A 19640-nucleotide genomic window follows, 5' to 3' on the forward strand; every position below is an offset into this window, starting at 1 on the left:
GCGCGACAGCCGACCGGGAACAGCGCGACAGCCGACCGGGAACAGCGCGACAGCCGACCGGGAACAGCGCGACAGCCGACCGGGAACAGCGCGACAGCCGACCGGGAACAGCGCGACAACCCACCGGGAACGGCGCGACAGCCGGGCGGGAGCGGTGTGGCAGTTGTCTCCGGGGCGGTGGGCCGATGGCGGGCGGCGGAGGGGCATGGCACGGTCTGCGGCATGGATTTGACCGTGATCCTCGGCCCGATGAAGGGCGGCAAGTCGCTCGAGATGATCAGCCTGCTGTCGCCGTTGCAGCACGCCGGCATCCCGCACCGCGTCTATCAGTCGGCCCGGCACGGGCGGGACACGGCCGTGACGTCGCGCTCCGGCGGAAGCCTGCAGACCGTGAAGGTGAGTTCGCTGGCCGGCGCGGCCGGCGGCGGCTTCGAGGTGATCGGCGTCGACGAGATCCACATGTTCACGGTCGACGACATCGCGGAGCTGGGCGCCGCCGTACGCCAGGGAATCAAGGTCGTCGTCGCCGGCATCGACCTTGACCACCGCGGGCAGCTGTTCGCCCCGGTCCGGGCGCTGTTCGAACTGGCCCCCGAGAAGGTCATCTACCGGCGTGCCGTATGCGACGTCTGCCGTTCCCTGGGCGCCACGCACACCCAGGTCCTGGAGCACGGCAAGCCGATGATCCGCGAGCTGGCCCCGTCGACCGCGCTCCCCGACGACGGCACCTACACCTACGAGGCCCGCTGCCGCCGCTGCGTGGTCCTGCCCTGACCCAGGACGCGGTGCCGGCCACTGTGGTCGGCCACCCGCCGAGAAGCGGGCCGGGGCAGAGGTTGCCCCGGCAGGCAACAGTCAGGCGCGTTCGAGGACGACCACGGGGATCTCGCGGTCGGTCTTCTTCTGGTACTCGTTGTAGTCGGGCCAGACCTCGGCCATCTTCGCCCACAACTCCGGCTTCTCCTCCGGGGTGGCTACGCGGGCGCGGGCGGGGAAACGGTCGCCCTTGATCTGGACCTCGACGTGCGGGTCGGCCTGGAGGTTGACGAACCAGGCCGGTGGCGCGTCGGTGCCGCCCTTTGAGGCGACCACCAGGTAGTCGCCGCCGTGCTCGCGGAAGATCAGGGCGTGGGTACGCTCGTGCCCGGACTTGCGGCCCCGCGTGAACAGGATCAGGATCTCGGTCCCGTTCCGCCAGTGGAACCCGTCCTCGCCGTTGGTCGCGAGGTAGCGCTCAACGTGCGGATCACCATGCAGGTCGATAGCAGAACTCATGAGCCGACCCTACCCGCGCCGCCGCACGCCCCGGCGAACTTCACGATGGCCTCGGGACCGTGCACGGCGCCGGCGCGTGAAGCGGGGTTTTCAGCGCGAGTGACGGGACAGCCCGGCGGCGGCGCGCGGAGGGTGACCACGACGGACCCGGTGCCCTCGGCGGTGCTCTCCGTCAATTCCGTATCTCTTCTTCAGAGGGCGAGTCGCCGCACCAGCCCGGGCGAGGGGTTGACGAATGAGTCACCGCTGGTGACGACGGTCGGGACCGTTTCGTCGCCGCCGGTGATGTCGCGGACCGAGGCGGCGCCGGCCGGGTCCTGCCAGATGTCGACCCAGTGCAGTTGGGACGCGCGGCGGCCGAGGGAGACGCGGAGCCGGGCGCAATAGGGGCATCCCGGACGCCAATAGACGATCGGGCGTCCGTCGTGGGCGCTGGCCTCGCGGGCCGCGGCGTCGCTGACCGAGGCCGGGAAGCCGCGCGGCGACAGCGCGACGGCGCCGGCCAGCAGCAGGGCGCCCATCAGCACGGCGGTCAGGACGCGGCCGTCGCGGAGCCACACGCCGACGAGGAAGACGGCCGCCACGACGACCACGATCGAGGGAAGCCACCTCCGCACCATGCCGCGACGCTACCTCAGCGCCGGGCGGGCGACCCGGCGGGCTTCAGCCGAGGAGCCGGCTGCGGAGGGCGGCGTCCTTTTCGGCCACCAGCTTCTCCAGGCCGGCCTGGAAGTTGGCCATCTTGGTGCGCAGGGCCGGGTCGGCGGCGCCGAGGATGCGGATGGCGAGCAGGCCGGCGTTGCGGGCGCCGCCGATCGAGACGGTGGCCACGGGGACGCCGGCCGGCATCTGGACGATCGAGAGCAGGGAGTCCATGCCGTCGAGGTGTTTGAGCGGGACCGGCACGCCGATCACCGGCAGCGGGGTCAGGGCCGCGACCATGCCGGGCAGGTGGGCCGCGCCGCCGGCGCCGGCGATGATGGCGCGCAGGCCGCGGTCGGCCGCCGACTCGGCGTAGTCGACCATTTTGCGGACCGTGCGGTGCGCCGAGACGACGCCGACCTCGAACGGCACCTCGAACTCGGCCAGGGCCAGGGCCGCCGCCTCCATCGTGGGCCAGTCGGAGTCGCTGCCCATGATGATGCCGACCTGCGGTGCCATTACTTGCCTTCCTGAAGCCAGCGGGCGGCGCGGGCCGCGCGGGCCCGCACCGAGGTCATGTCGTCGCCCAGGACCGTGACGTGGCCGATCTTGCGGCCGGGCCGGACCTGTTTGCCGTACAGGTGGACGCGGGCCCCCGGGTCCTCGGCGAACAGATGGTGCAGGCGTTCGTCGATGGAGATGCCGCCCGGCTCGCCGCCGAGGACGTTCGCCATCACGACGGCGGGGGCGGTCAGCGACGTCTCGCCCATCGGGTAGTCGAGCACGGCCCGCAGGTGCTGCTCGAACTGCGACGTGCGGGCGCCCTCGATGGTCCAGTGACCGGAGTTGTGCGGGCGCATGGCCAGCTCGTTGACGACGATGCCCTCGTCGGTCTCGAACAGCTCGACCGCGAGCAGGCCGACCACGCCGAGGTCGTTGGCCAGGTCGATGGCGAGCTGCTGGGCCTTGACCGCCAGGTCCTCGGGGAGCCCGGGGGCGGGGGCCAGCACCTCGACGCAGATGCCGTCCTTCTGGACGGTCTCCACCACCGGGTACGCCGCGACCTGCCCGAACGGCGAGCGCGCGACCAGGGCGGCCAGCTCGCGCTTGAGCCGCACCTTCTCCTCGACGATCAGCGGCGTGCCGGTGGCCACGAGTTCGGCGGCGGCGGCTTCCGAGTCGAGCACCCAGACGCCCTTGCCGTCGTAGCCGCCGCGGGTCGCCTTGGCGATGATCGGCCAGCCGACTTCCGCCGCGAAATCGGAGATGTCAGAAGTGTCGGAGACGCGGCGCCAGCGGGGTGTGAACGGGCCGGTGAGCCGGTCCCGCATCAGGCCCTTGTCCTGGGCGAACACGAGCGCCTTCGAGCCGGGGAAGACCTTGACCCCCTCGGCCTCCAGCGCCTCGATGTGCGCCGTCGGCACATGCTCATGATCGAAGGTGAGCGCCTCGCACCCCTTGGCGAACTCGCGCAACGCGGCCAGATCGGTGTGTGTGCCGATCCGGACGTCGGCGGCGACCAGCGCCGCACTGTCGTCGGGCGACTCACTGAGCACGCGCAGTGACTGGCCGAGGGAGATGGCGGCTTGGTGGGTCATCCGGGCCAGCTGGCCCCCGCCCACCATGCCGACTACGGGCAGACCGGTTCGGGTATCCATCGCACGCCAAGCGTAGCGACGCCCCAGCTCACGCCTGCAAGCGGGCAATCAGATCAGCCGGGCTGGTGACGGGCCGCTCACAGACGAAACCCTTGCAGACGTACGCCGTGGGCACGCCGTCCAGGAGCGGGCGGTCGGCCAGCAGCGGCACACCCGGCCGGTCGGGCTCGCCGGCCACCACCACGGCCCCGGCCGGGGCACTGCGGTGCGCCTCCGCGACCAGCGGGTCTCCCACCGGGTCGGTGGTGGCGATGGCGATCTCGTACGGCCCGGAGAGCGCCGCCTCGGCCACCGCCGCCGAGTAGCCGGCGAACCGCGGATGCCCGCCGATCAGCGGCCCGACCGTGCCCAGCGCCGCGTCCGCGGCCTCCCGGTACTCCGGCTCGCCGCTGAGGGCCGCGTACGTCACCAGCGCGGCGACGATGGACGACACCCCCGAGGGCGTCGCGTTGTCGGTCGGGTCGGCCGGCCGGGTGACCAGCTTCTCGGCGTCGTCGGCGGTGTCGTAGAAACCGCCCTGGCCGGTGGCGAAGCGGGCGAGCGCCACGTCGAGCAGTTCCCGGGCCGCGTCGAGCCACTTCCCCTCGGCCGTGAGCTGGTGCACGGCCAGGAACGCCTCGGCCACGCAGCCGTAGTCGTCGAGCACCCCGGCCGGCTCGCCCACCACGCCGTCGCGGGACACCCGGCGCAGCCGGCCGTCGACGATGTGCCGCTCGGCCAGCACGGTCGCGATCTCCACGGCCGCGTCGTGCGAGGCGCGATCGCCGGTCAGCACGGCGTGCTCGGCCAGCGCGGTCACCGCGAGCCCGTTCCAGGAGGCGACGACCTTGTCGTCACGGGCGGGCTGAGGACGGCCCTGCCGGGCCTCATAGAGCTTGCGGCGTACGCCCGTCCAGCGCTCGACAAGCTCAGGCTCGGCCGCGTCGATGTCGCGGGCCAGTACCAGCACGCTGCTGCCGTGCTCGAACGTGCCCTCCTCGGTCACGTTGAACAGGTCGGCCGCCCACGCGCCGTCCTGTTCGCCGAGCACTTCGGTGAGCTGGGCCGGCGTCCACGCGTAGGTCAGCCCCTCGACCCCGTCGGTGTCCGCGTCCAGCGCCGACGCCAGCCCGCCCCGCGGCGTGCCGAGGTCGCGCAGCAGGAAGGTGGCCGTCTCGTCGGCGATCCGCCGCGCGTAGACGTCACCGGTGAGCCGCCACAGCTGGGTGTACGCCCGCAGCAGGAGCGCGTTGTCGTACAGCATCTTCTCGAAGTGCGGCACGGTCCAGGTGGCGTCCACCGCGTACCGCGCGAACCCGCCGCCGAGCTGGTCGTAGATGCCACCGCGCCCCATCCGCTCGGCCGCGTGCCGGACCACCTCGAGCGCCTCGGCCGACCCGGTCCGCTGGTGGTGGCGCAGCAGGAAGAGCATCCCCATGTGCGGCGGGAACTTCGGCGCCCCGCCGAAGCCGCCGTTGATCTCGTCCTGTTCCTTGAGCAGCCCCAGCGCGCCCGCCTCGAGCAGTTCGGCCGAGATCGGCGCGACCGGCCCGCCGACCAGCTGGGCCCCGCCGATCGCCTTGACCACCGAGGCGCCCTGCTCGATCACCTGGTCGCGCTGCTCCTGCCACGCCTTGGTGACCGAGCTGATCAGGCGACCGAAGTTGCTCTTGGGGTAGTAGGTGCCGCAGAAGAACGGTTCCCCCTCGGGGGTGGCGAAGACGGTCATGGGCCAGCCGCCCTGCCCGGTCATGGCCTGCGTGGCGGTCATGTAGACGGCGTCGACGTCGGGCCGCTCCTCGCGATCCACCTTGATCGACACGAAGCCGTCGTTGAGCAGAGCGGCGATCTGCTCATCCTCGAAGGACTCGTGGGCCATCACGTGGCACCAGTGGCAGGCCGCGTAGCCGACCGAGATCAGGACCGGCACATCGCGGCGCTTGGCCTCGGCGAACGCCTCGTCCCCCCATTGCCACCAGTCAACCGGATTGTCCTTGTGCTGGAGCAGATAGGGCGAGGTCGCGTCGGCGAGGCGGTTGGCCATGCCACCAGCCTCTCACGCCCCGCTCGGCCTCGCCGCCGGAGCGCGGTCAGGAGGCGTCGTCGGCGCGCAACGGGCGGATGTTGGCCGGTGCGGCCTCGCTCAACTGGGTGAGGGACTGGACGATGCGGTCGGCCGGCATGGGCCGGCAGAAGTGGTAGCCCTGGGCCGTGGGGCAGCCCAGCTCGATCAGGGCGGCCCGCTGCTCGGTCGTCTCGACGCCCTCGGCCACCACCCGGACACCCAGGCGGGCGCCGAGCTCGACGGCGCCCCGGACCACGGCGCCGGCGGCGGGCGACTCGATCATGTCGTCGACGAAGGAGCGGTCGATCTTGATTTCGTCGACCGGAGCCCGGGTGACTATCGCCAGCGACGAGTAGCCGGTGCCGAAATCGTCCAGGGAGAGCTGGACACCGGCGCCGCGCAGCTCGGCCAGGACGTCGTCGACGATGCGCTCCTCGCTGACCGCGACCGACTCGGTGATCTCGAGGACCAGGCGGGAGGCGGGGGCGTGGTGGCGCCGGAGGGCGTCGCGGACCTGGGCCGGAAAGCTCGGGTCGAGCAGGCTGCGGGCGGGCACGTTCACCGAGACCGGCACGTCGACGCCGGCCGCGTGCCACCGGCCGGCCGCGTCCAGGGCCAGGTCGAGGACCCGGCGGGTGAACGCCGTGTGCAGCTCGGTGTGCTCGACCTTGGCGATGAACTCGTCGGGCGACAGCCGGCCGCGGCGGGGGTGCTGCCAGCGGACAAGCGCTTCGACGCCGGTGGGAGCGGCGGTGATCAGGTCGACGGCGGGCTGCAGGTGCAGCACGATCTGGTCGTCGGCGGCCAGCGCCTCCTTCAGCTCGGCCAGCAGGGCCAGGCCGTCGGTGGTGACCGCGTCCTGGGCGGCGTCGAAGGCGGCGACCGTCACCTCGTGGCGTTTCGCCTCCTGCAGGGCCAGCGAGGCGCGGCGCACCAGCTCGGCCACGTCGGCCCGGCCGGCCGGGGCGACCGTGACGCCGGCCGCCACCTCGACCGCGAGCCGGACGCTGGACACCTCCATCGGGCGGCCCAGCTCCTCGACCAGCTCGCGGGCGCGGCGCAGGGCCAGCGGCATCGAGTCGGACAGCGGCACGTCGGCCGGGGCGGACGAGTCGATCAGCGGGACCACCCGGGGCACCAGCAGCGCGAACTCGTCGTCGCCGGTGCGGGCGAGCATCTCGCCGTCGCGGGTCAGCTCGGTCAGCCGGTCGGCCACCAGGCGCAGCAGCTCGTCGCCGTGCCGATGGCCGAGGGTGCCGTTGACCTCGCGGAAGTCGTTGATGTCGAGCAGCAGCAGGGCCACGTGCCGCCGGCGGTCGAACGAGCGCAGCAGCTGGTCGCCCTCGGCCAGCAGGGTGGGACGGTCGAGCAGGCCGGTCAGCCGGTCGTGACGCGTCTCGTACGCCACCTGCCCGCTCAGCTCGGCCACCCGCTCACGGGCGGCGGCGTCGTGCAGGGCGCCGGCCAGCGCGTCGCCGAACGCCGAGATGGCCGACTCGTCGCGCGGGACGGGCAGGGTGGGCTCGGAGAGCCAGACGGTCAGCTCGCCGACCAGGTCGCCGTCGACCGCCATGGACCGGGTGATCGCCGGGCCGGGCAGTCCGGCCACCGCGTTGTCCTGGCCCGGGCCGTCCTGGGCGTAGCGGCGCTCGCCGTCGCGGCCGCGCACCTCGATCTCGACCCGCCGGGCACCGAAGACGTCGAGCGCGGCGCGCAGGCCGGCCTCGACCACCTCGATCTCGGTGCCGCCGGGCAGGGTGGCCGTGGCCGCGGCGAACGCCTCCCACAGCCGGCGCTCCTCCTCGGCCCGCAGGTGGAACCGGTAGGTCCGCTGGAGCAGCCACAGGGCCGGCGGGAAGGCGAGCAGCCAGAGCGGGTTCTCGACCAGCGCGACCACGGCGGCCAGGCCGACGATCACGTTGCCGACGACCATCGGGACCTTCGCGTACGAGGCGCGGACCAGGATCTGGGCGGCCGGGGCGTCGCGGTGCAGGGCGAGCGTCAGGGTGGCCAGCCCGAAGGTCAGGACCAGGTAGGTGAGCGCGCCCGCGACCAGGGCGGTCACCATGCGGGCGCCGAGCACCGGCGCGCCGCCGGCGATCGCGCCGGCCACGACGGCGGCGCCGGCCGCGCCGAGGCTGAGCGAGGCGGCCAGATGAACCACCTCGGCCACGTTGCGCAGCGATTCCCACCAGGCGAGCAGCGCCCACGCGGCGACCGCGCCGGCGAGGGTCACGGCGGGCAGCCACCCGGGCGGGGCCACGACGAAGCCGATGATGAAGGCGGCCTCGCCCCACGAGACGGAGACGACGCCGCGGCCGAGCCGGAATCGCAGCCGGGCGAGCTGGCCCGCGGCGACCACGGCGGCGGCCAGCGCCGCGCCGGCCAGCGGGGTGAGGGGGCGGTCGGCCGGCCGGTCGACCGGCAGCAGCGCGCCGAGGACGGCCAGGATGAGCGCCGCGGCGGCGACCGTGGCGGTCAGAACGCGCACGCTGAGGGGACGCCCGGCAAGCCCGGCGACGTCGATCCAGGAACGCCGGGCGACCGGCGGCGCGGTCACGGCGAAACCCACTTCACCAGGAGCACTGGCGGATGCACGTGCATCTGCAGTGGAGAAATCTGCGGGCGGGGAATGGTCATTTTCAGCGCCCCCTTCCGCGCAGGGATCAGGGGCGGCTAGGCCCCCGGCGGAAGGCTAAATCAATACCGATGAACACAACAAGGCTTGACGAACGGCCCGTATTACACATACGTCTGACCAATACGGACCGTACCCGTCGCCCTGAAGATCGAACCACTTCCCACTAGGTCAAACGCGGCGCGGATCGCCGTCCGCCGATCCACCGTCACGCTCAGTAGTAACGGCTTTGACCTCGCCGTCCGCGCCCGGGTCGACCGTCGTCGATCGATCGGCTTCGACACGATCCGCCACCGTTCCGTCGCCGGAACGCTCGAGATCCGCATTCAGCCGAGCGATCTCGGCCTCACGCTGTGTCTGCCTTACGTCCGGAAAACTGTCGGGAAGCCGACGCACGCGCTTGTTCATATTGCGGATCAGCAAAACAGTTGCTATGGACAGCAGCACGATGATGAAGAGACCCATCGGGCCGGCCAGGCCGCCCGAGCGGGTGTCTCCGAAGTTGTTGACGGCAAAAGTGCCCATGGGACGAGACTACTAGTGCGTCTCGACGCGCTCGCGAACCCCCGCGAAGAGGTCGGACTCGGGAATCGGGCTGTCGACCAGCGAGCGGGCCAACTCGAAGTCCTCGGTCGGCCACACCTTCTGCTGGAGCTCCAGCGGGATCTTGAACCAGAAACCGTCCGGGTCGACCTGGGTGGCGTGGGCCCGCAGCGCCTCGTCGCGGATCTCGAAGTACTCGCCGACCTCGACCCGAGTGGTGATCTTGTCGCCGCGGTCCTCGCGGTCGGCGCTCTTCTCGAGCCATTCGGTGTACGGCGACTCGAGCCCCGCCGCGATCATGCCCTCGTGCAGCGCGAGCATGCGGGCCCGGGTCCAGCCCGAGTTGTAGTACAGCTTCAGCGGCTGCCACGGCTCGCCCAGCTCCGGGTACTTCTCCGGGTCGCCGGCCGCCTCGAAGGCCACCACCGAGATCTTGTGGCACATGATGTGGTCGGGGTGCGGGTAGCCGCCGTTCTCGTCGTACGTCGTCATGACGTGCGGCCGGAACTCGCGGATCAGCTTGATCAGCGGGATCGCGGCGGTCTCCGGATCTTGCAGGCCGAAGCAGCCCTCGGGCAGCGGCGGCAGCGGGTCGCCCTCGGGCAGGCCCGAGTCGACGAAGCCGAGCCAGGCCTGCTCGACGCCGAGGATCTCGCGGGCGCGATCCATCTCGGCCCGGCGGATGTTGGTGATGTCGGCCAGCACCTCGGGCCGGTCCATCTTCGGGTTGAGCACGCTCCCGCGCTCGCCACCCGTACACGTCGCGACCAGCACCTGGACACCCTCGGCGACGTATTTCGCCATGGTCGCGGCACCCTTGCTGGACTCGTCGTCGGGGTGCGCGTGCACCGCCATGAGACGCAACTGCTCAGCCACTGAAATCTCCTCGGACCTGACCCGCGTCGCGCGGGCCGGTGTCGGCTGCGAAGATGGACCCTGCCATTCTGGCGGATCCCACCGACAACAAACGCATGAGAGGTCGTCAGGTGAGCGAGACGCGCACCACAGCCCCGGTCTTCCCGCCGGGCCGATACGGACGGCGCCGGTCCGGCCGCCGCCGGTTGGTGCTGCCCATCCTCGTTCTCGTGGTGGTCCTCGCGGCGTCGCTGGTCCTCTCGCTGAAGCTCTACCAGCGGTTCGGCCAGACCGACTACGACGCGCAGATCGTCGGGTGGTCGGAGCCGACCGACAAAGAGATGGTCATCGAGTTCAAGGTGCGGGTCCCGGCCGGCGGAGCGGCGAGCTGCACGCTGCGGGCCCGCGACTACGACGGATTCGAGGTCGGCCGCCGTACGGTCGTGGTGAGACCCGAGCCCGGCGAGACGGCCATCGACGCCAAGGAGACGGTGACCACCACCGCCCGCGGCTCCGTCGGCGACGTCCTGGGGTGTGACCCCGCCTGAGGCCCGGGCGCCTCGCGCCATTCTGGCCCCGTGCGTACCGCTGGTAAGCTTGGTGATTCGCTCCGTCAATGTTCTTTGTACGGAGCGATCTTGTTAGTGCCCGCCCTTCCATGCAAGGAGATCAACCGTGTCCAGTTCAGAGGCGCCCAAGACTTGGCTTTCTCAGGACGCTTACGACCGGCTGCAGTCCGAGCTTGACGAGCTGATCGCCGCCCGGCCCGAGGTCGCGGCCGAGATCAACGCGCGCCGCGAGGAGGGTGACCTGCGGGAGAACGGCGGCTACCACGCCGCCCGCGAGGAGCAGAGCCGCCAGGAGGGCCGGATCCTCTACTTGAAGGAGTTCCTGCGCACCGCCGAGGTCGGCGAGGCGTCGGCGGCCGACAACGTCGGGCCGGGCTCGGTCGTCACGATCTACTTCGACGACGACCAGAGCGACACCGAGACCTTCCTGCTGGGCTCGCGCGAGATCTCCTCGACCACCGACCTCACCGTGTACAGCCCGGAGTCGGCGCTCGGCAAGGCGATCCTCGGCGCCGGCGAGGGCCAGACCGTCACCTACACGGCCCCCAGCGGCGCCGACATCAAGGTCACGGTGGTCAAGTTCGGCCCGTTCGAGGGCTGACCGAGATTTGTTCGGGCCCGCCGAAAGGCGGGCCCGTTTCCGTTCACGGGGTCGCGTCGGCCAGGAGCGAGACCCGGTAACCGCTGTCGCGCAGCGTGCTGATCAGGGCGTCCGAGTGGTCCGGCCCGCGGGTCTCGACCGACAGCGCCACCTCGACCTGGCCGAACCCGAGCCGCGGGCTCTGCCGCGAGTGCCCGACCTCGACCACGTTCGCCCGCAGCTCGGCGATGCGGCCGAGCAGCCGGGCCAGTTCACCCGGCCGGTCGTCGCAGCGCACCGCGAGGCGCAGGAAGCGCCCGGCCGAGGCCAGCCCGTGCTCGATCACCCGCAGGAGCAGCATCGGGTCGATGTTGCCGCCGGAGAGCACGGCCACCACCGGCCCGTCCGCCGGCGGGACGTAGGCGCCGGTCAGCAGCGCCGCGAAGGCCGCTCCCCCGGCCGGTTCGACCACCATTTTGTGCCGCTCCAGCAGCACCAGCAGCGCCGCCGACAGGTCCTCGTCGCTGACCGTGACGACCTCGTCGACCAGCTTGCTGACGTGCGCGAAGTTCAGGTCGCCGGGCCGCAGCACGCAGATGCCGTCGGCGATCGTGACGCCCTGGGCCAGCTTCTGCGGCGAGCCCGCGGCGAGCGAGGGCGGATAGGCGGCGGCGCCGGCCGCCTGCACGCCGACGACCCGGACGTCCGGCCGCAGGGCCTTGGCCGCGACCGCGATGCCCGAGATGAGCCCGCCGCCGCCGACGGCCGTGATGATCGTGGTGGCCGCCGGCAGCTGGTCGAGGATCTCCAGGCCGACTGTGCCCTGACCGGCGATGACGTCCGGGTGGTCGAACGGGTGGATCAGCACGGCGCCGGTCCGCTCGGCGAACAGCTGCGCCGCCACCAGCGAATCGTCGACGCTCGTGCCCGCGTACTCGATCGCCGCGCCGTACCCCTTGGTCGCCGTGACCTTGGGCAGCGGCGCCCCCTCCGGCATGAAGACTGTGGCCCGGGCGCCCAGCAGTTCGGCCGCGAGCGCGACACCCTGTGCGTGGTTGCCGGCGCTGGCCGCGACGACGCCCCGGGACCGCTCGGCGTCCGAGAGGCGGCTGATCCGGGTGTAGGCGCCGCGCACCTTGTACGACCCGGCGCGCTGCTGGTTCTCACACTTGAGCCAGGCGTCGGTGCCGGTGATCTCGGTGAGCGGGCGGGACTCGATCAGCGGGGTGGTCTTGACCACCCCTTTCAGCAGGCTGCGGGCCGCTTGGATGTCGGCGAGGGTCAGCAGATCGAGCGGCGGGGTGGCACCAGGCATGGACTGAATCGTGCCACTGATCATCCGAAAGCGTGACGGCGCCAGGGGTTCATCACTTCGAACTGACCGGCGACGGCCAGCAGCAGCGTCTCGGAGTCGGGCGGGCCGACCAGCTGCACGGCGACGGGCAGGCCGTCGGGGCGCACGCCGACCGGGACCACGATCGCCGGTAGGCCGGCGACGTTCCAGGGCGCGGCGTACGGGGCGTACCGCATGCTCGCGCTCATGTTGGCCCGCCACGACCCGTTCGCGTGCCCCTCGGCCGGCGGCGGCGCGGTGGCCAGGGCCGGGGTGAGCAGCAGGTCGATTCCCCGGTCGGCGAAGAAGCCGATCGAGCGCTCGCGGAAGGCGTCGCGCTGCGACTGGCGCACCAGGCCGCTGCGCATGGCCCACTTGCCGAGCTTGATGTGGCGCCGGGTGCGCGGCTGGAGCCGGGCCAGGTCGTAGTCGCGCGACTCGACGTAGGCCGAGGCGAACCAGGTGGCCAGCGTGCCGACGCCGAGCGACTGCGGGTAGCTCGGGTTGGCCGTGAGCGTGTCGTGCCCGGCCTTCACGAGCAGCTTGGAGGCGGCGGTGACGGCGTCCGCGTTCGGCTCGTCGAGGCGGATGCCGGCCACCGGCGAGCGGGTGGACACGCCGATCCGCAGCCGGGACGGCTCGACCAGCCGGACCGGGTCGCGGCCGGCCAGCACCGAGAAGCCCACCGCGGCGTCGCCCACCGTGGTGGTGAGCACGCCGTTCTCGACCAGGCCGAACCAGTTGTCGACGCCCAGCTCGGCCGGGACCACGCCGCGGCCGGGCTTGAGGCCGACCAGGCCGCAGCAGGCGGCCGGGATGCGGATCGAGCCGAGCCCGTCGTTGCCGTGCGCGATCGGCACCAGGCCCGCGGCCACCGCGGCGGCCGACCCGCCGGACGAGCCACCGGGCGTACGGTCCAGGTCCCAAGGGTTGCGGGTGGCGCCCTCGGCGTCGTCGGTGACCGCCCAGAGGCCCATCTCGGGCATCCGGGTCACGCCCACCACCACCGCTCCGGCGCCGCGCAACCGCCGTACGACCTCGTGGTCCTCCTCGGCGACAGCCGAGCGCACCGCCGCCGAGCCCGACCAGACCGGAAGCCCGGCCACCGCGGTGTTCTCCTTGACCGCGACCGGCACGCCGGCCAGCGGAAGGTTGGCCAGGTCCTCCTGGTCGTCGACCTTCTCGGCCTCGGTGATCGCCTCTCCCCCGCGGACCACGCGGAACGCGTCGAGCGACGGGTCGGTGATGGCGATCTGTTCGAGGTGGTCGGCGACGACCTGGGTGGCTGTCACGTCACCGCGCCGCACCGCGCGGGCGATCTGCTTCGCGGTGGCGCCGGCCCAGGTCGTCCCGTCCGTCATAGTTACTCCATAAATCAGCGGTATATCAGCCCAATGCCTGCTCGAGATCGGCGAGCAGATCGTCAACGGTCTCGATGCCGACAGACAGTCGCACGAGATCGGCGGGGACTTCAAGCGCGGAGCCCGCAGCCGACAGGTGTGTCATCTGACCCGGGTGCTCGATCAGCGACTCGACCCCGCCCAGTGACTCGGCGAGCACGAAGAGCTTCGTCCGGTTGCAGATCGCGATCGCCTGCTCGGGGCCGCCGGCCGCGCGGAACGACACCATGCCGCCGAAGCGCCGCATCTGCTTGGCCGCGACCTCGTGCCCGGGGTGATCCTCCAGGCCCGGGTAGAGAACGCTCGCGACGGCCCGGTGCTCCCGCAGGAATCCCACGATGCGTTCCGCGTTGTCGCAGTGCCGCTCCATCCGTACACCCAAGGTCTTGATCCCGCGCAGGGTCAGCCACGCGTCGAAGGGGCCGTTGACGCCGCCCATCGCGTTCTGGTGGAAGGCGAGCTGGTCACCGAGGTCGTCGGTGGCCGTGATCAGCGCGCCACCGACCACATCGGAGTGGCCGCCCAGATATTTGGTGGTCGAGTGGACGACGACGTCGGCGCCGAGCGCGATCGGCTGCTGCAGGTACGGCGAGGCGAAGGTGTTGTCGACGACGAGCAGGGCGTCGTACTCGTGGGCGAGCCCGCCCAGCGCGGCGATATCGGCCACGTTGAGCAGCGGGTTGGTCGGCGTCTCGGCCCAGATCAGCTTGGTGTGGCCGGGCCGGAAGGCGGCGCGCACGGCGTCGAGGTCCTCGAGCGGCACGGCGGTCCAATCGAGACCCCAGTTCTCCAGGACCTTGGAGAAAAGACGGAAGGTCCCGCCGTACGCGTCGTCGGGGATCACCACATGGTCACCCGGCCGGCACACCGTGCGGAGCAGCGTGTCCTCGGCCGACAGCCCGCTGGCGAAGGCCAGGCCGCGGCGGCCGCCCTCGATCGCGGCGAGGCATTCCTGGAGCGCGTCACGCGTCGGGTTGCTGGAGCGGCTGTACTCGTAGCCGAGCCGCGGCGCGCCGACGGCGTCCTGGGCGTACGTGCTCGTCTGATAGATCGGAGGCACCACCGCGCCGGTCCGGGGATCCGGATCCTGGCCGGCGTGGATGGCGAGGGTGTCGAACCCGTAGTGGTTAGCCGTCATGCTGCGCAAGGCTAGTCTCAGCTGGTGGCCGACTGTGTGTTCTGTGGCATCGTGGCGGGGACGGTGCCCGCTTTCAAGGTCGTGGATTCCCCTGATGGAGTTGGTTTCCTCGATACGCGCCCCGTCTTCAAGGGCCACGTGTTGATCGTCCCCCGCACCCACGTCGTCACGCTTCCTTCGCTCCCCCTCGACCTTTTGCCCGGATTTTTCGGACTCGTTCAGCGGGTCGCGGCGGCGGTACCTCCCGCGCTCGATGCCCAGGGGACATTTGTGGCGAACAACAACGTGGTGTCGCAATCCGTGGCGCATCTGCACTTCCACGTCGTCCCCCGGACGAAAGGCGACGGGCTGCGCGGCTTCTTCTGGCCGCGGCACCGCTACGACAGCGACGAGGAGGCCACCTCGTACGCCGCCCTGATCGCGAAACAACTGGACTGACCCCGGTGTTGCACCCAGCGGATGAAGGGAGTGACCGTGTTCCTACGGTTCCGCAAGCCCGAGCTGGTGACCCCCGACAAGGCCCTGCCCGGCCGCACTTTCGAAATGCCGGTCGCCGACACCCACGTCGTGCTGGGCACCCCACTGAAGGGCCCCTGGCCGGCCGGCTATGAGGTAGCCGTCTTCGGCATGGGCTGTTTCTGGGGCGCCGAGCGCATCTTCTGGCGCCTGCCCGGCGTCCACTCGACGTCGGTCGGCTACGCCGGCGGCTTCACCAGCAACCCCACGTACGAAGAGGTCTGCTCCGGCTCCACCGGCCACGCCGAGGTGGTCCAGGTCGTCTACGACCCGAGCAGAATCCAGTACGAGGACCTGCTGAAGGCCTTCTGGGAGAACCACGACCCCACCCAGGGCATGCGCCAGGGCAACGACGTCGGCACCCAGTACCGCTCCACGATCTACACCACGACGGACGCCCAGGCCGCGACGGCGAAGGCTTCCCTGGAGGCCTTCCAGCCGATCGTGACCGCCGCCCGCCACGGCCAGATCACCACGGAGATCCGCCCCTTGGGCAGCTACTTCTACGCCGAGGACTACCACCAGCAGTACCTCTCCGACGCGAAGAACCCATACGGCTACTGCAACCACGGCCCCAACGGCATGACCTGCCCGGTCGGCGTGGCCCGCACCAACTGATCTTCTCGCTCTGAACGTCTAGGCTCGCGCTCGCCTCAGCGGATGCGGGCTCAGTTCGTTTCTGCCAGCCAGCCCGTCGGCCTTCGACCCCCCCTCCGGGAGTGGGCCGCCGTCGGGGCCGCCGCTGCACGCCCACCGTAAGGTGCGCGCGAAGGCTTGGCGGTCCAGGCGGTGCTCTGCTCGGCTACGCCTGAAGCGGCGGACGGCGGACGGCGGGGGTGCGCTCGTCGGTGAATACCCGGCCGTCGTCCGCAGTCAGCGCTTCCACGAACCGCTCATTGTTACCAGCTCGCCGGGCCAAGCGGTCCTCGTTGAGCACCACGACGCCGCGCATCTTTGTACCGTCGCCGAGGTGGCCGACCGCAACAGTCTTGAGCATCGCCTCGAAAGGCCTCACGAGTCACGCCCGCCTTGCTGGCCGACTGGTCGTTGTGGGTGACCTCGGCGACTACCGCCCAGCCGAGGCGTCGCGCTGTCCGCCGATTGGCCTGGTGCTGATTGGTGACACCATCCTCATCGCGCTCGCCGTCGCTACTGATCCGCGCGTACGAAATCACGAGCAATAATCTAGGGCCATCAATAGTCACCTAACGCACGGTACCACCACCTCCAGCAGTACCTCTTCGACGCAACGAACCCGTGCGACGACTGCAACCACGACCCACAGATGGCACATGCCGCTACGAGCGGCATGTGCGCGCTATCAGTTGGCCCCGGCCAGGCGGGGACCCCTAACGCGCCTATGCGGCTATACCAACTTGGTTGCCACTAATAAATTCCACGCGGTCGTTCCGTAACCCGCGTTCCATGCAGTCCCGTCGCCCTACGAACCACACGTGCCATCCGCGTCGCACTCGGAACCGTCATGTTTAAAAGGAATGACGTTCGCTTGGAGCGATAAGATTGTTTACTAAGCATATGCACGGGAACACCCCAAGGGATACACGATCCAGCGTAACCATCCTTCCGGAGAAGTGAAGCGCGACGCCTCAGAGCGAGCCAAATCTGCCGACGAAGCCATTTATCTAGATCGCGCCAGTTGTCTTCTTCAGTTACGACAGGGTGCCGAGCAACGAATCCTGTAAGATGGGTAATCGGCACATATCCTGAACGAGAAAACCTGATAACCTGATGTTCGCTCAGGCCACCATACAAAAGACGCCGTAACTGCGAAAGCAAAGTTATATAGTCGCGATCCACCCCATTAGCCAGTCGTCTCAAATCTTGCGTCTTAGCGAGCGGATGTCTTAATAGATTCGCATAGATCAGCACCGAAGATCGCCGCCGAATTTGCTGTTCGGGCCGACTTGCAAGCCCTACACTTCTCAATGAGATCTTATGACTTAAAAACTCGACCGAATCGACGTCCCGAATTTCCGACCCGCCGATCCCTCCCGCTGGAGAAAGGATTTGCAGCCCGCGGCTTTTGGACTTACTGATGCCAACTCCAGATTCGTTTGACCACTCGAAGAGCATGTCCACCCCGGCTCTCACTGCCGCATAGTCAGCACCCCAAAGCAAGATGTCGTCGGAAAACCTGGCGAATCCTACATTAAGCCGTTCAAGGGATCGGTCCAGCGGCGACAGCGCAATGCCTGACAAGAATAGGCTAATAGAGGTCCCCTGGGGGAAACCATTTGAGAGGCCCGTATTAGGCGCCTGCAGAAACGCCTCCACTATTAACCGTTCACGCGGGGTCATTCGCAGATTCAGCATCTCCATCTGCCGAAACAAGTACCGGTGGTCTACCGATCCAAAGTAATCTTTTAGGTCATACTCTGCTACAAAAAGGCGAGGATGATCCCGCCACTCACTTGAGATATACGTAATGGCATCGAATACATTGATGTCTGCCCTGTAGGCGTAGGATCTACCACTTAATGCGCCCATATTCTTACTCATTAGCGACCTGTACGTACGCTTGGATAATGCTTCGTCGGGTATACCGAAGGATGTAATCCTTCGGGAACCGCCTTGCGGTTTTGTAACGTCGAAAATGTAAGGGGCGCCTACCGTATACGTCTTATTTTTCAAAGATTGCCCAATCCCGTGTGCATAAACATCTGCACGGGATCTCACAATAAAAGGATTGAAGTCTTTCCTGAACGACCACGACTTGGGCTTAGAGTAAAAAATTTTTGACGTTACCGTGTTCGCTCGGCGCGATTCGCGCTCCATCTCATCGTAGTGTCGCTTGGCAGCACGCTCGAAGCGACGAATACGCGCTTGAGCTATACGAGTCATGGTGGTTGCGAAATCCTCCACGGCTTCCCCCTAAAAAAACAGGACCCGCTCAAAGCGGGTCCTGTGCGGCTGATCGAACCCTGAAAGAGTTGCATTCGCATGCAGATCATAGGTGGCGTTCACCAATGATCGAAGGGGCGGTTGCGCCGCCCAGCTCCGGGTCAAAGCCTACGTTCTCTTGAACGATGCACAAGAGCATAGCGGAGGAGCGCCCAGACGTCGAGGGTTTGTACAGGATTAGGGCCAGAAAGATTTAACGGCTGGCACCACAAGTGCCACGGGGGCAAGAACCGCGAGCCATGGCATCAAGGTGAGAGCGCCGGACGCGAGAACGTGCAGGCGCTCGGACCTTTTGGGCTTAGTTGCTGGCGCAAACTGCGATCGCGCCCGTAAGAAGTCAGCGGTGGTGTGGTTCTCGCTTTCATCGAGCAAATCGTTATACTCGGAACTTAACCTCTCGAAGTTTTCTTTCGTAAACTGCGAAGGGTCGCTTTTAGCGCTTTCCACCCGGACGGATAGACTTTGAACCTTACGATAATTTTGAAACATGTTGCGACTTCTAGCAGCATAGCCCATGGATGACGATGTAAGCGAACCAGCAAAAGTCAAAATTGCTATATATAACCAAAGTACATCGCCATGAGGACCGTAAATTTCCTTATCCGCGATCATACCGCTGGCCGCGATCAGGCTTGAAAGCGATAGTGCCACGACGAGACCATTTATCGCTCGCGATCTAGCCTCAAGACGTTTGCACGCCTCCAGTCGAGCTTTATAGGTTTTATAGACTCGATCCTCTAACTGGGTTAGACGTTTATCCCAGGCGCCAGTATTACTCATACCCTCCCCCGATAATTGGTTATTGCTTAATCTAGCGCGGTACGCCCGAATCATGGCGCCTAGCCGAATCACCTTACCACTTTACGCGAAGGCTTGATCAATGGTGCAGCTTTACACACCGAGCTACGTCCCACCCGGTTGATTACTCAGCGGCAGTAGATGAGCATGCAGCGTAGGCCGACTTGCATGGAGGCGTAGGTGACACTCCAGCAGATGGCTGAGGAGGCAATATTGATGTAGCAAATCGTCGAGACGCCAACGGTTCTGCCCTAACGGCGCACTCAGTAAAGCTGCATTGAAGGAGAGCCATCGTCACAGACAGTGGGCGAGGCCGGTGTGGCATGTCGTGGGGTACATATCGACAGCCTCGTCCGAACTGCATGACTCGCTCGGCCCGGCGTGGCCCGCACTGCCGGGTCAGTCGGTCGCTTTCGGATGGGCCGGACCGGCGGCGACAACCCAGATGATGCGGCGCTCCGGGTCAGGGCAGTACCAGATCCGGCCGCCTGCTGTCACCTCGTATTGCCACTGCTCCAGAGATCTGCCGCCGACCTCCCGGTGGGCGAGAGGTCCGTAGAGTCGATGCTGCCGTGCCGGGTTCACCGGCGCGGTAGGTCGCTCGGTCAGGACTACCCACGCCTCCCATGTATTGGATCTGGCTGTCTGGCAGAGGCTTTCCCAGCCCTTGGCCGCCTCGGAGGTGGCGAAGCGAGCCTCCCAACCTCCCGGCTTCCCCGGCGGTGCCAC

19 protein-coding genes and 1 pseudogene are annotated in these 19640 nt (G+C 68.5%); 5 read left to right on the forward strand and 15 right to left on the reverse strand.

The annotated features are described in order from the left end of the window. The first annotated feature begins 222 nt into the window (after nucleotides 1-222). Complete coding sequence (locus AB0C26_RS10655; RefSeq protein ID WP_360244984.1) at nucleotides 223-774, forward strand: thymidine kinase; 552 nt, start codon at nucleotides 223-225, stop codon at nucleotides 772-774. 81 nt (nucleotides 775-855) lie between these two features. Here AB0C26_RS10655 and AB0C26_RS10660 read toward each other — a convergent pair whose 3' ends face one another. From AB0C26_RS10660 to mca, 8 genes are all read right to left on the reverse strand, one after another. Further along, nucleotides 856-1275 (reverse strand): nitroreductase family deazaflavin-dependent oxidoreductase, encoded by a 420-nt coding sequence (locus AB0C26_RS10660; RefSeq protein WP_360244987.1) that lies wholly within the window; start codon nucleotides 1273-1275, stop codon nucleotides 856-858. A gap of 191 nt (nucleotides 1276-1466) precedes the next feature. Further along, a complete protein-coding gene (locus tag AB0C26_RS10665; protein ID WP_360244990.1) occupies nucleotides 1467-1895 on the reverse strand; it encodes a glutaredoxin domain-containing protein in 429 nt (142 codons plus the stop codon). 43 nt (nucleotides 1896-1938) lie between these two features. Further along, nucleotides 1939-2436, reverse strand: coding sequence for a 5-(carboxyamino)imidazole ribonucleotide mutase (purE, locus tag AB0C26_RS10670; RefSeq protein ID WP_360244993.1), 498 nt, complete (start codon nucleotides 2434-2436; stop codon nucleotides 1939-1941). Further along, nucleotides 2436-3575 carry a 5-(carboxyamino)imidazole ribonucleotide synthase gene (locus AB0C26_RS10675; protein ID WP_360244996.1) on the reverse strand — a complete coding sequence of 380 codons (1140 nt, stop codon included), beginning with the start codon at nucleotides 3573-3575 and terminating at the stop codon, nucleotides 2436-2438. Before AB0C26_RS10675 ends, purE begins: the two co-directional genes overlap by 1 nt. A gap of 28 nt (nucleotides 3576-3603) precedes the next feature. Next, nucleotides 3604-5598 carry a thioredoxin domain-containing protein gene (locus AB0C26_RS10680; protein WP_360244999.1) on the reverse strand — a complete coding sequence of 665 codons (1995 nt, stop codon included), beginning with the start codon at nucleotides 5596-5598 and terminating at the stop codon, nucleotides 3604-3606. A 46-nt stretch (nucleotides 5599-5644) separates the two neighbouring features. Next, nucleotides 5645-8179: a bifunctional diguanylate cyclase/phosphodiesterase gene (locus AB0C26_RS10685; RefSeq protein WP_360245002.1), complete on the reverse strand. Its 2535-nt coding sequence runs from the start codon at nucleotides 8177-8179 to the stop codon at nucleotides 5645-5647. A 249-nt stretch (nucleotides 8180-8428) separates the two neighbouring features. Next, nucleotides 8429-8782, reverse strand: coding sequence for a hypothetical protein (locus AB0C26_RS10690; protein WP_360245005.1), 354 nt, complete (start codon nucleotides 8780-8782; stop codon nucleotides 8429-8431). Between the two features lie 12 nt (nucleotides 8783-8794). Beyond that, nucleotides 8795-9676, reverse strand: a complete 882-nt coding sequence (mca, locus tag AB0C26_RS10695) for a mycothiol conjugate amidase Mca (protein ID WP_360245008.1) — start codon at nucleotides 9674-9676, stop codon at nucleotides 8795-8797. Nucleotides 9677-9786: 110 nt separating this feature from the next. Here mca and AB0C26_RS10700 point away from each other — a divergent pair, with 110 nt between their 5' ends. Beyond that, nucleotides 9787-10203, forward strand: a complete 417-nt coding sequence (locus AB0C26_RS10700) for a DUF4307 domain-containing protein (protein ID WP_360245011.1) — start codon at nucleotides 9787-9789, stop codon at nucleotides 10201-10203. 127 nt (nucleotides 10204-10330) lie between these two features. Continuing rightward, complete coding sequence (gene greA / locus AB0C26_RS10705) at nucleotides 10331-10825, forward strand: transcription elongation factor GreA (protein ID WP_360245014.1); 495 nt, start codon at nucleotides 10331-10333, stop codon at nucleotides 10823-10825. A gap of 43 nt (nucleotides 10826-10868) precedes the next feature. Here the strand turns inward: greA and ilvA are convergent, their stop codons facing one another. Genes ilvA through AB0C26_RS10720 form a run of 3 tightly spaced genes read right to left on the reverse strand, consistent with a single transcriptional unit; the run spans nucleotide 10869 to nucleotide 14675 of the window. Continuing rightward, entirely contained in the window at nucleotides 10869-12119 is a 1251-nt protein-coding gene (gene ilvA / locus AB0C26_RS10710) for a threonine ammonia-lyase (RefSeq protein WP_360245017.1), read from the reverse strand. Between the two features lie 20 nt (nucleotides 12120-12139). Beyond that, nucleotides 12140-13498: an amidase family protein gene (locus AB0C26_RS10715; RefSeq protein ID WP_360245020.1), complete on the reverse strand. Its 1359-nt coding sequence runs from the start codon at nucleotides 13496-13498 to the stop codon at nucleotides 12140-12142. 25 nt (nucleotides 13499-13523) lie between these two features. Next, on the reverse strand, nucleotides 13524-14675 hold the full coding sequence (locus AB0C26_RS10720; protein ID WP_360245023.1) for a cystathionine gamma-synthase: 1152 nt from the start codon (nucleotides 14673-14675) through the stop codon (nucleotides 13524-13526). 24 nt (nucleotides 14676-14699) lie between these two features. Between AB0C26_RS10720 and AB0C26_RS10725 the strand changes: the two genes are divergently transcribed. Continuing rightward, nucleotides 14700-15113 (forward strand): HIT family protein, encoded by a 414-nt coding sequence (locus tag AB0C26_RS10725; RefSeq protein WP_360245026.1) that lies wholly within the window; start codon nucleotides 14700-14702, stop codon nucleotides 15111-15113. A gap of 36 nt (nucleotides 15114-15149) precedes the next feature. Further along, nucleotides 15150-15809, forward strand: a complete 660-nt coding sequence (msrA, locus tag AB0C26_RS10730; protein WP_360245029.1) for a peptide-methionine (S)-S-oxide reductase MsrA — start codon at nucleotides 15150-15152, stop codon at nucleotides 15807-15809. Between the two features lie 184 nt (nucleotides 15810-15993). On the opposite strand, the gene AB0C26_RS10735 is transcribed toward msrA, so the two are convergent. The 4 genes and pseudogenes from AB0C26_RS10735 to AB0C26_RS10750 form a co-directional block, all read right to left on the reverse strand. Then, on the reverse strand, nucleotides 15994-16206 hold the full coding sequence (locus AB0C26_RS10735; protein WP_360246562.1) for a hypothetical protein: 213 nt from the start codon (nucleotides 16204-16206) through the stop codon (nucleotides 15994-15996). A 46-nt stretch (nucleotides 16207-16252) separates the two neighbouring features. Beyond that, nucleotides 16253-16396: pseudogene (locus AB0C26_RS10740) on the reverse strand (hypothetical protein); the annotation flags it as partial. A gap of 181 nt (nucleotides 16397-16577) precedes the next feature. Next, a complete protein-coding gene (locus AB0C26_RS10745) occupies nucleotides 16578-18074 on the reverse strand; it encodes a reverse transcriptase domain-containing protein (protein ID WP_360245032.1) in 1497 nt (498 codons plus the stop codon). Nucleotides 18075-18290: 216 nt separating this feature from the next. After that, a complete protein-coding gene (locus AB0C26_RS10750; RefSeq protein ID WP_360246508.1) occupies nucleotides 18291-18947 on the reverse strand; it encodes an SLATT domain-containing protein in 657 nt (218 codons plus the stop codon). Nucleotides 18948-19640: the final 693 nt, after the last annotated feature.

The sequence above is a fragment of the Actinoplanes sp. NPDC048796 genome (genome assembly GCF_040650035.1).
Taxonomy (GTDB): domain Bacteria; phylum Actinomycetota; class Actinomycetes; order Mycobacteriales; family Micromonosporaceae; genus Actinoplanes.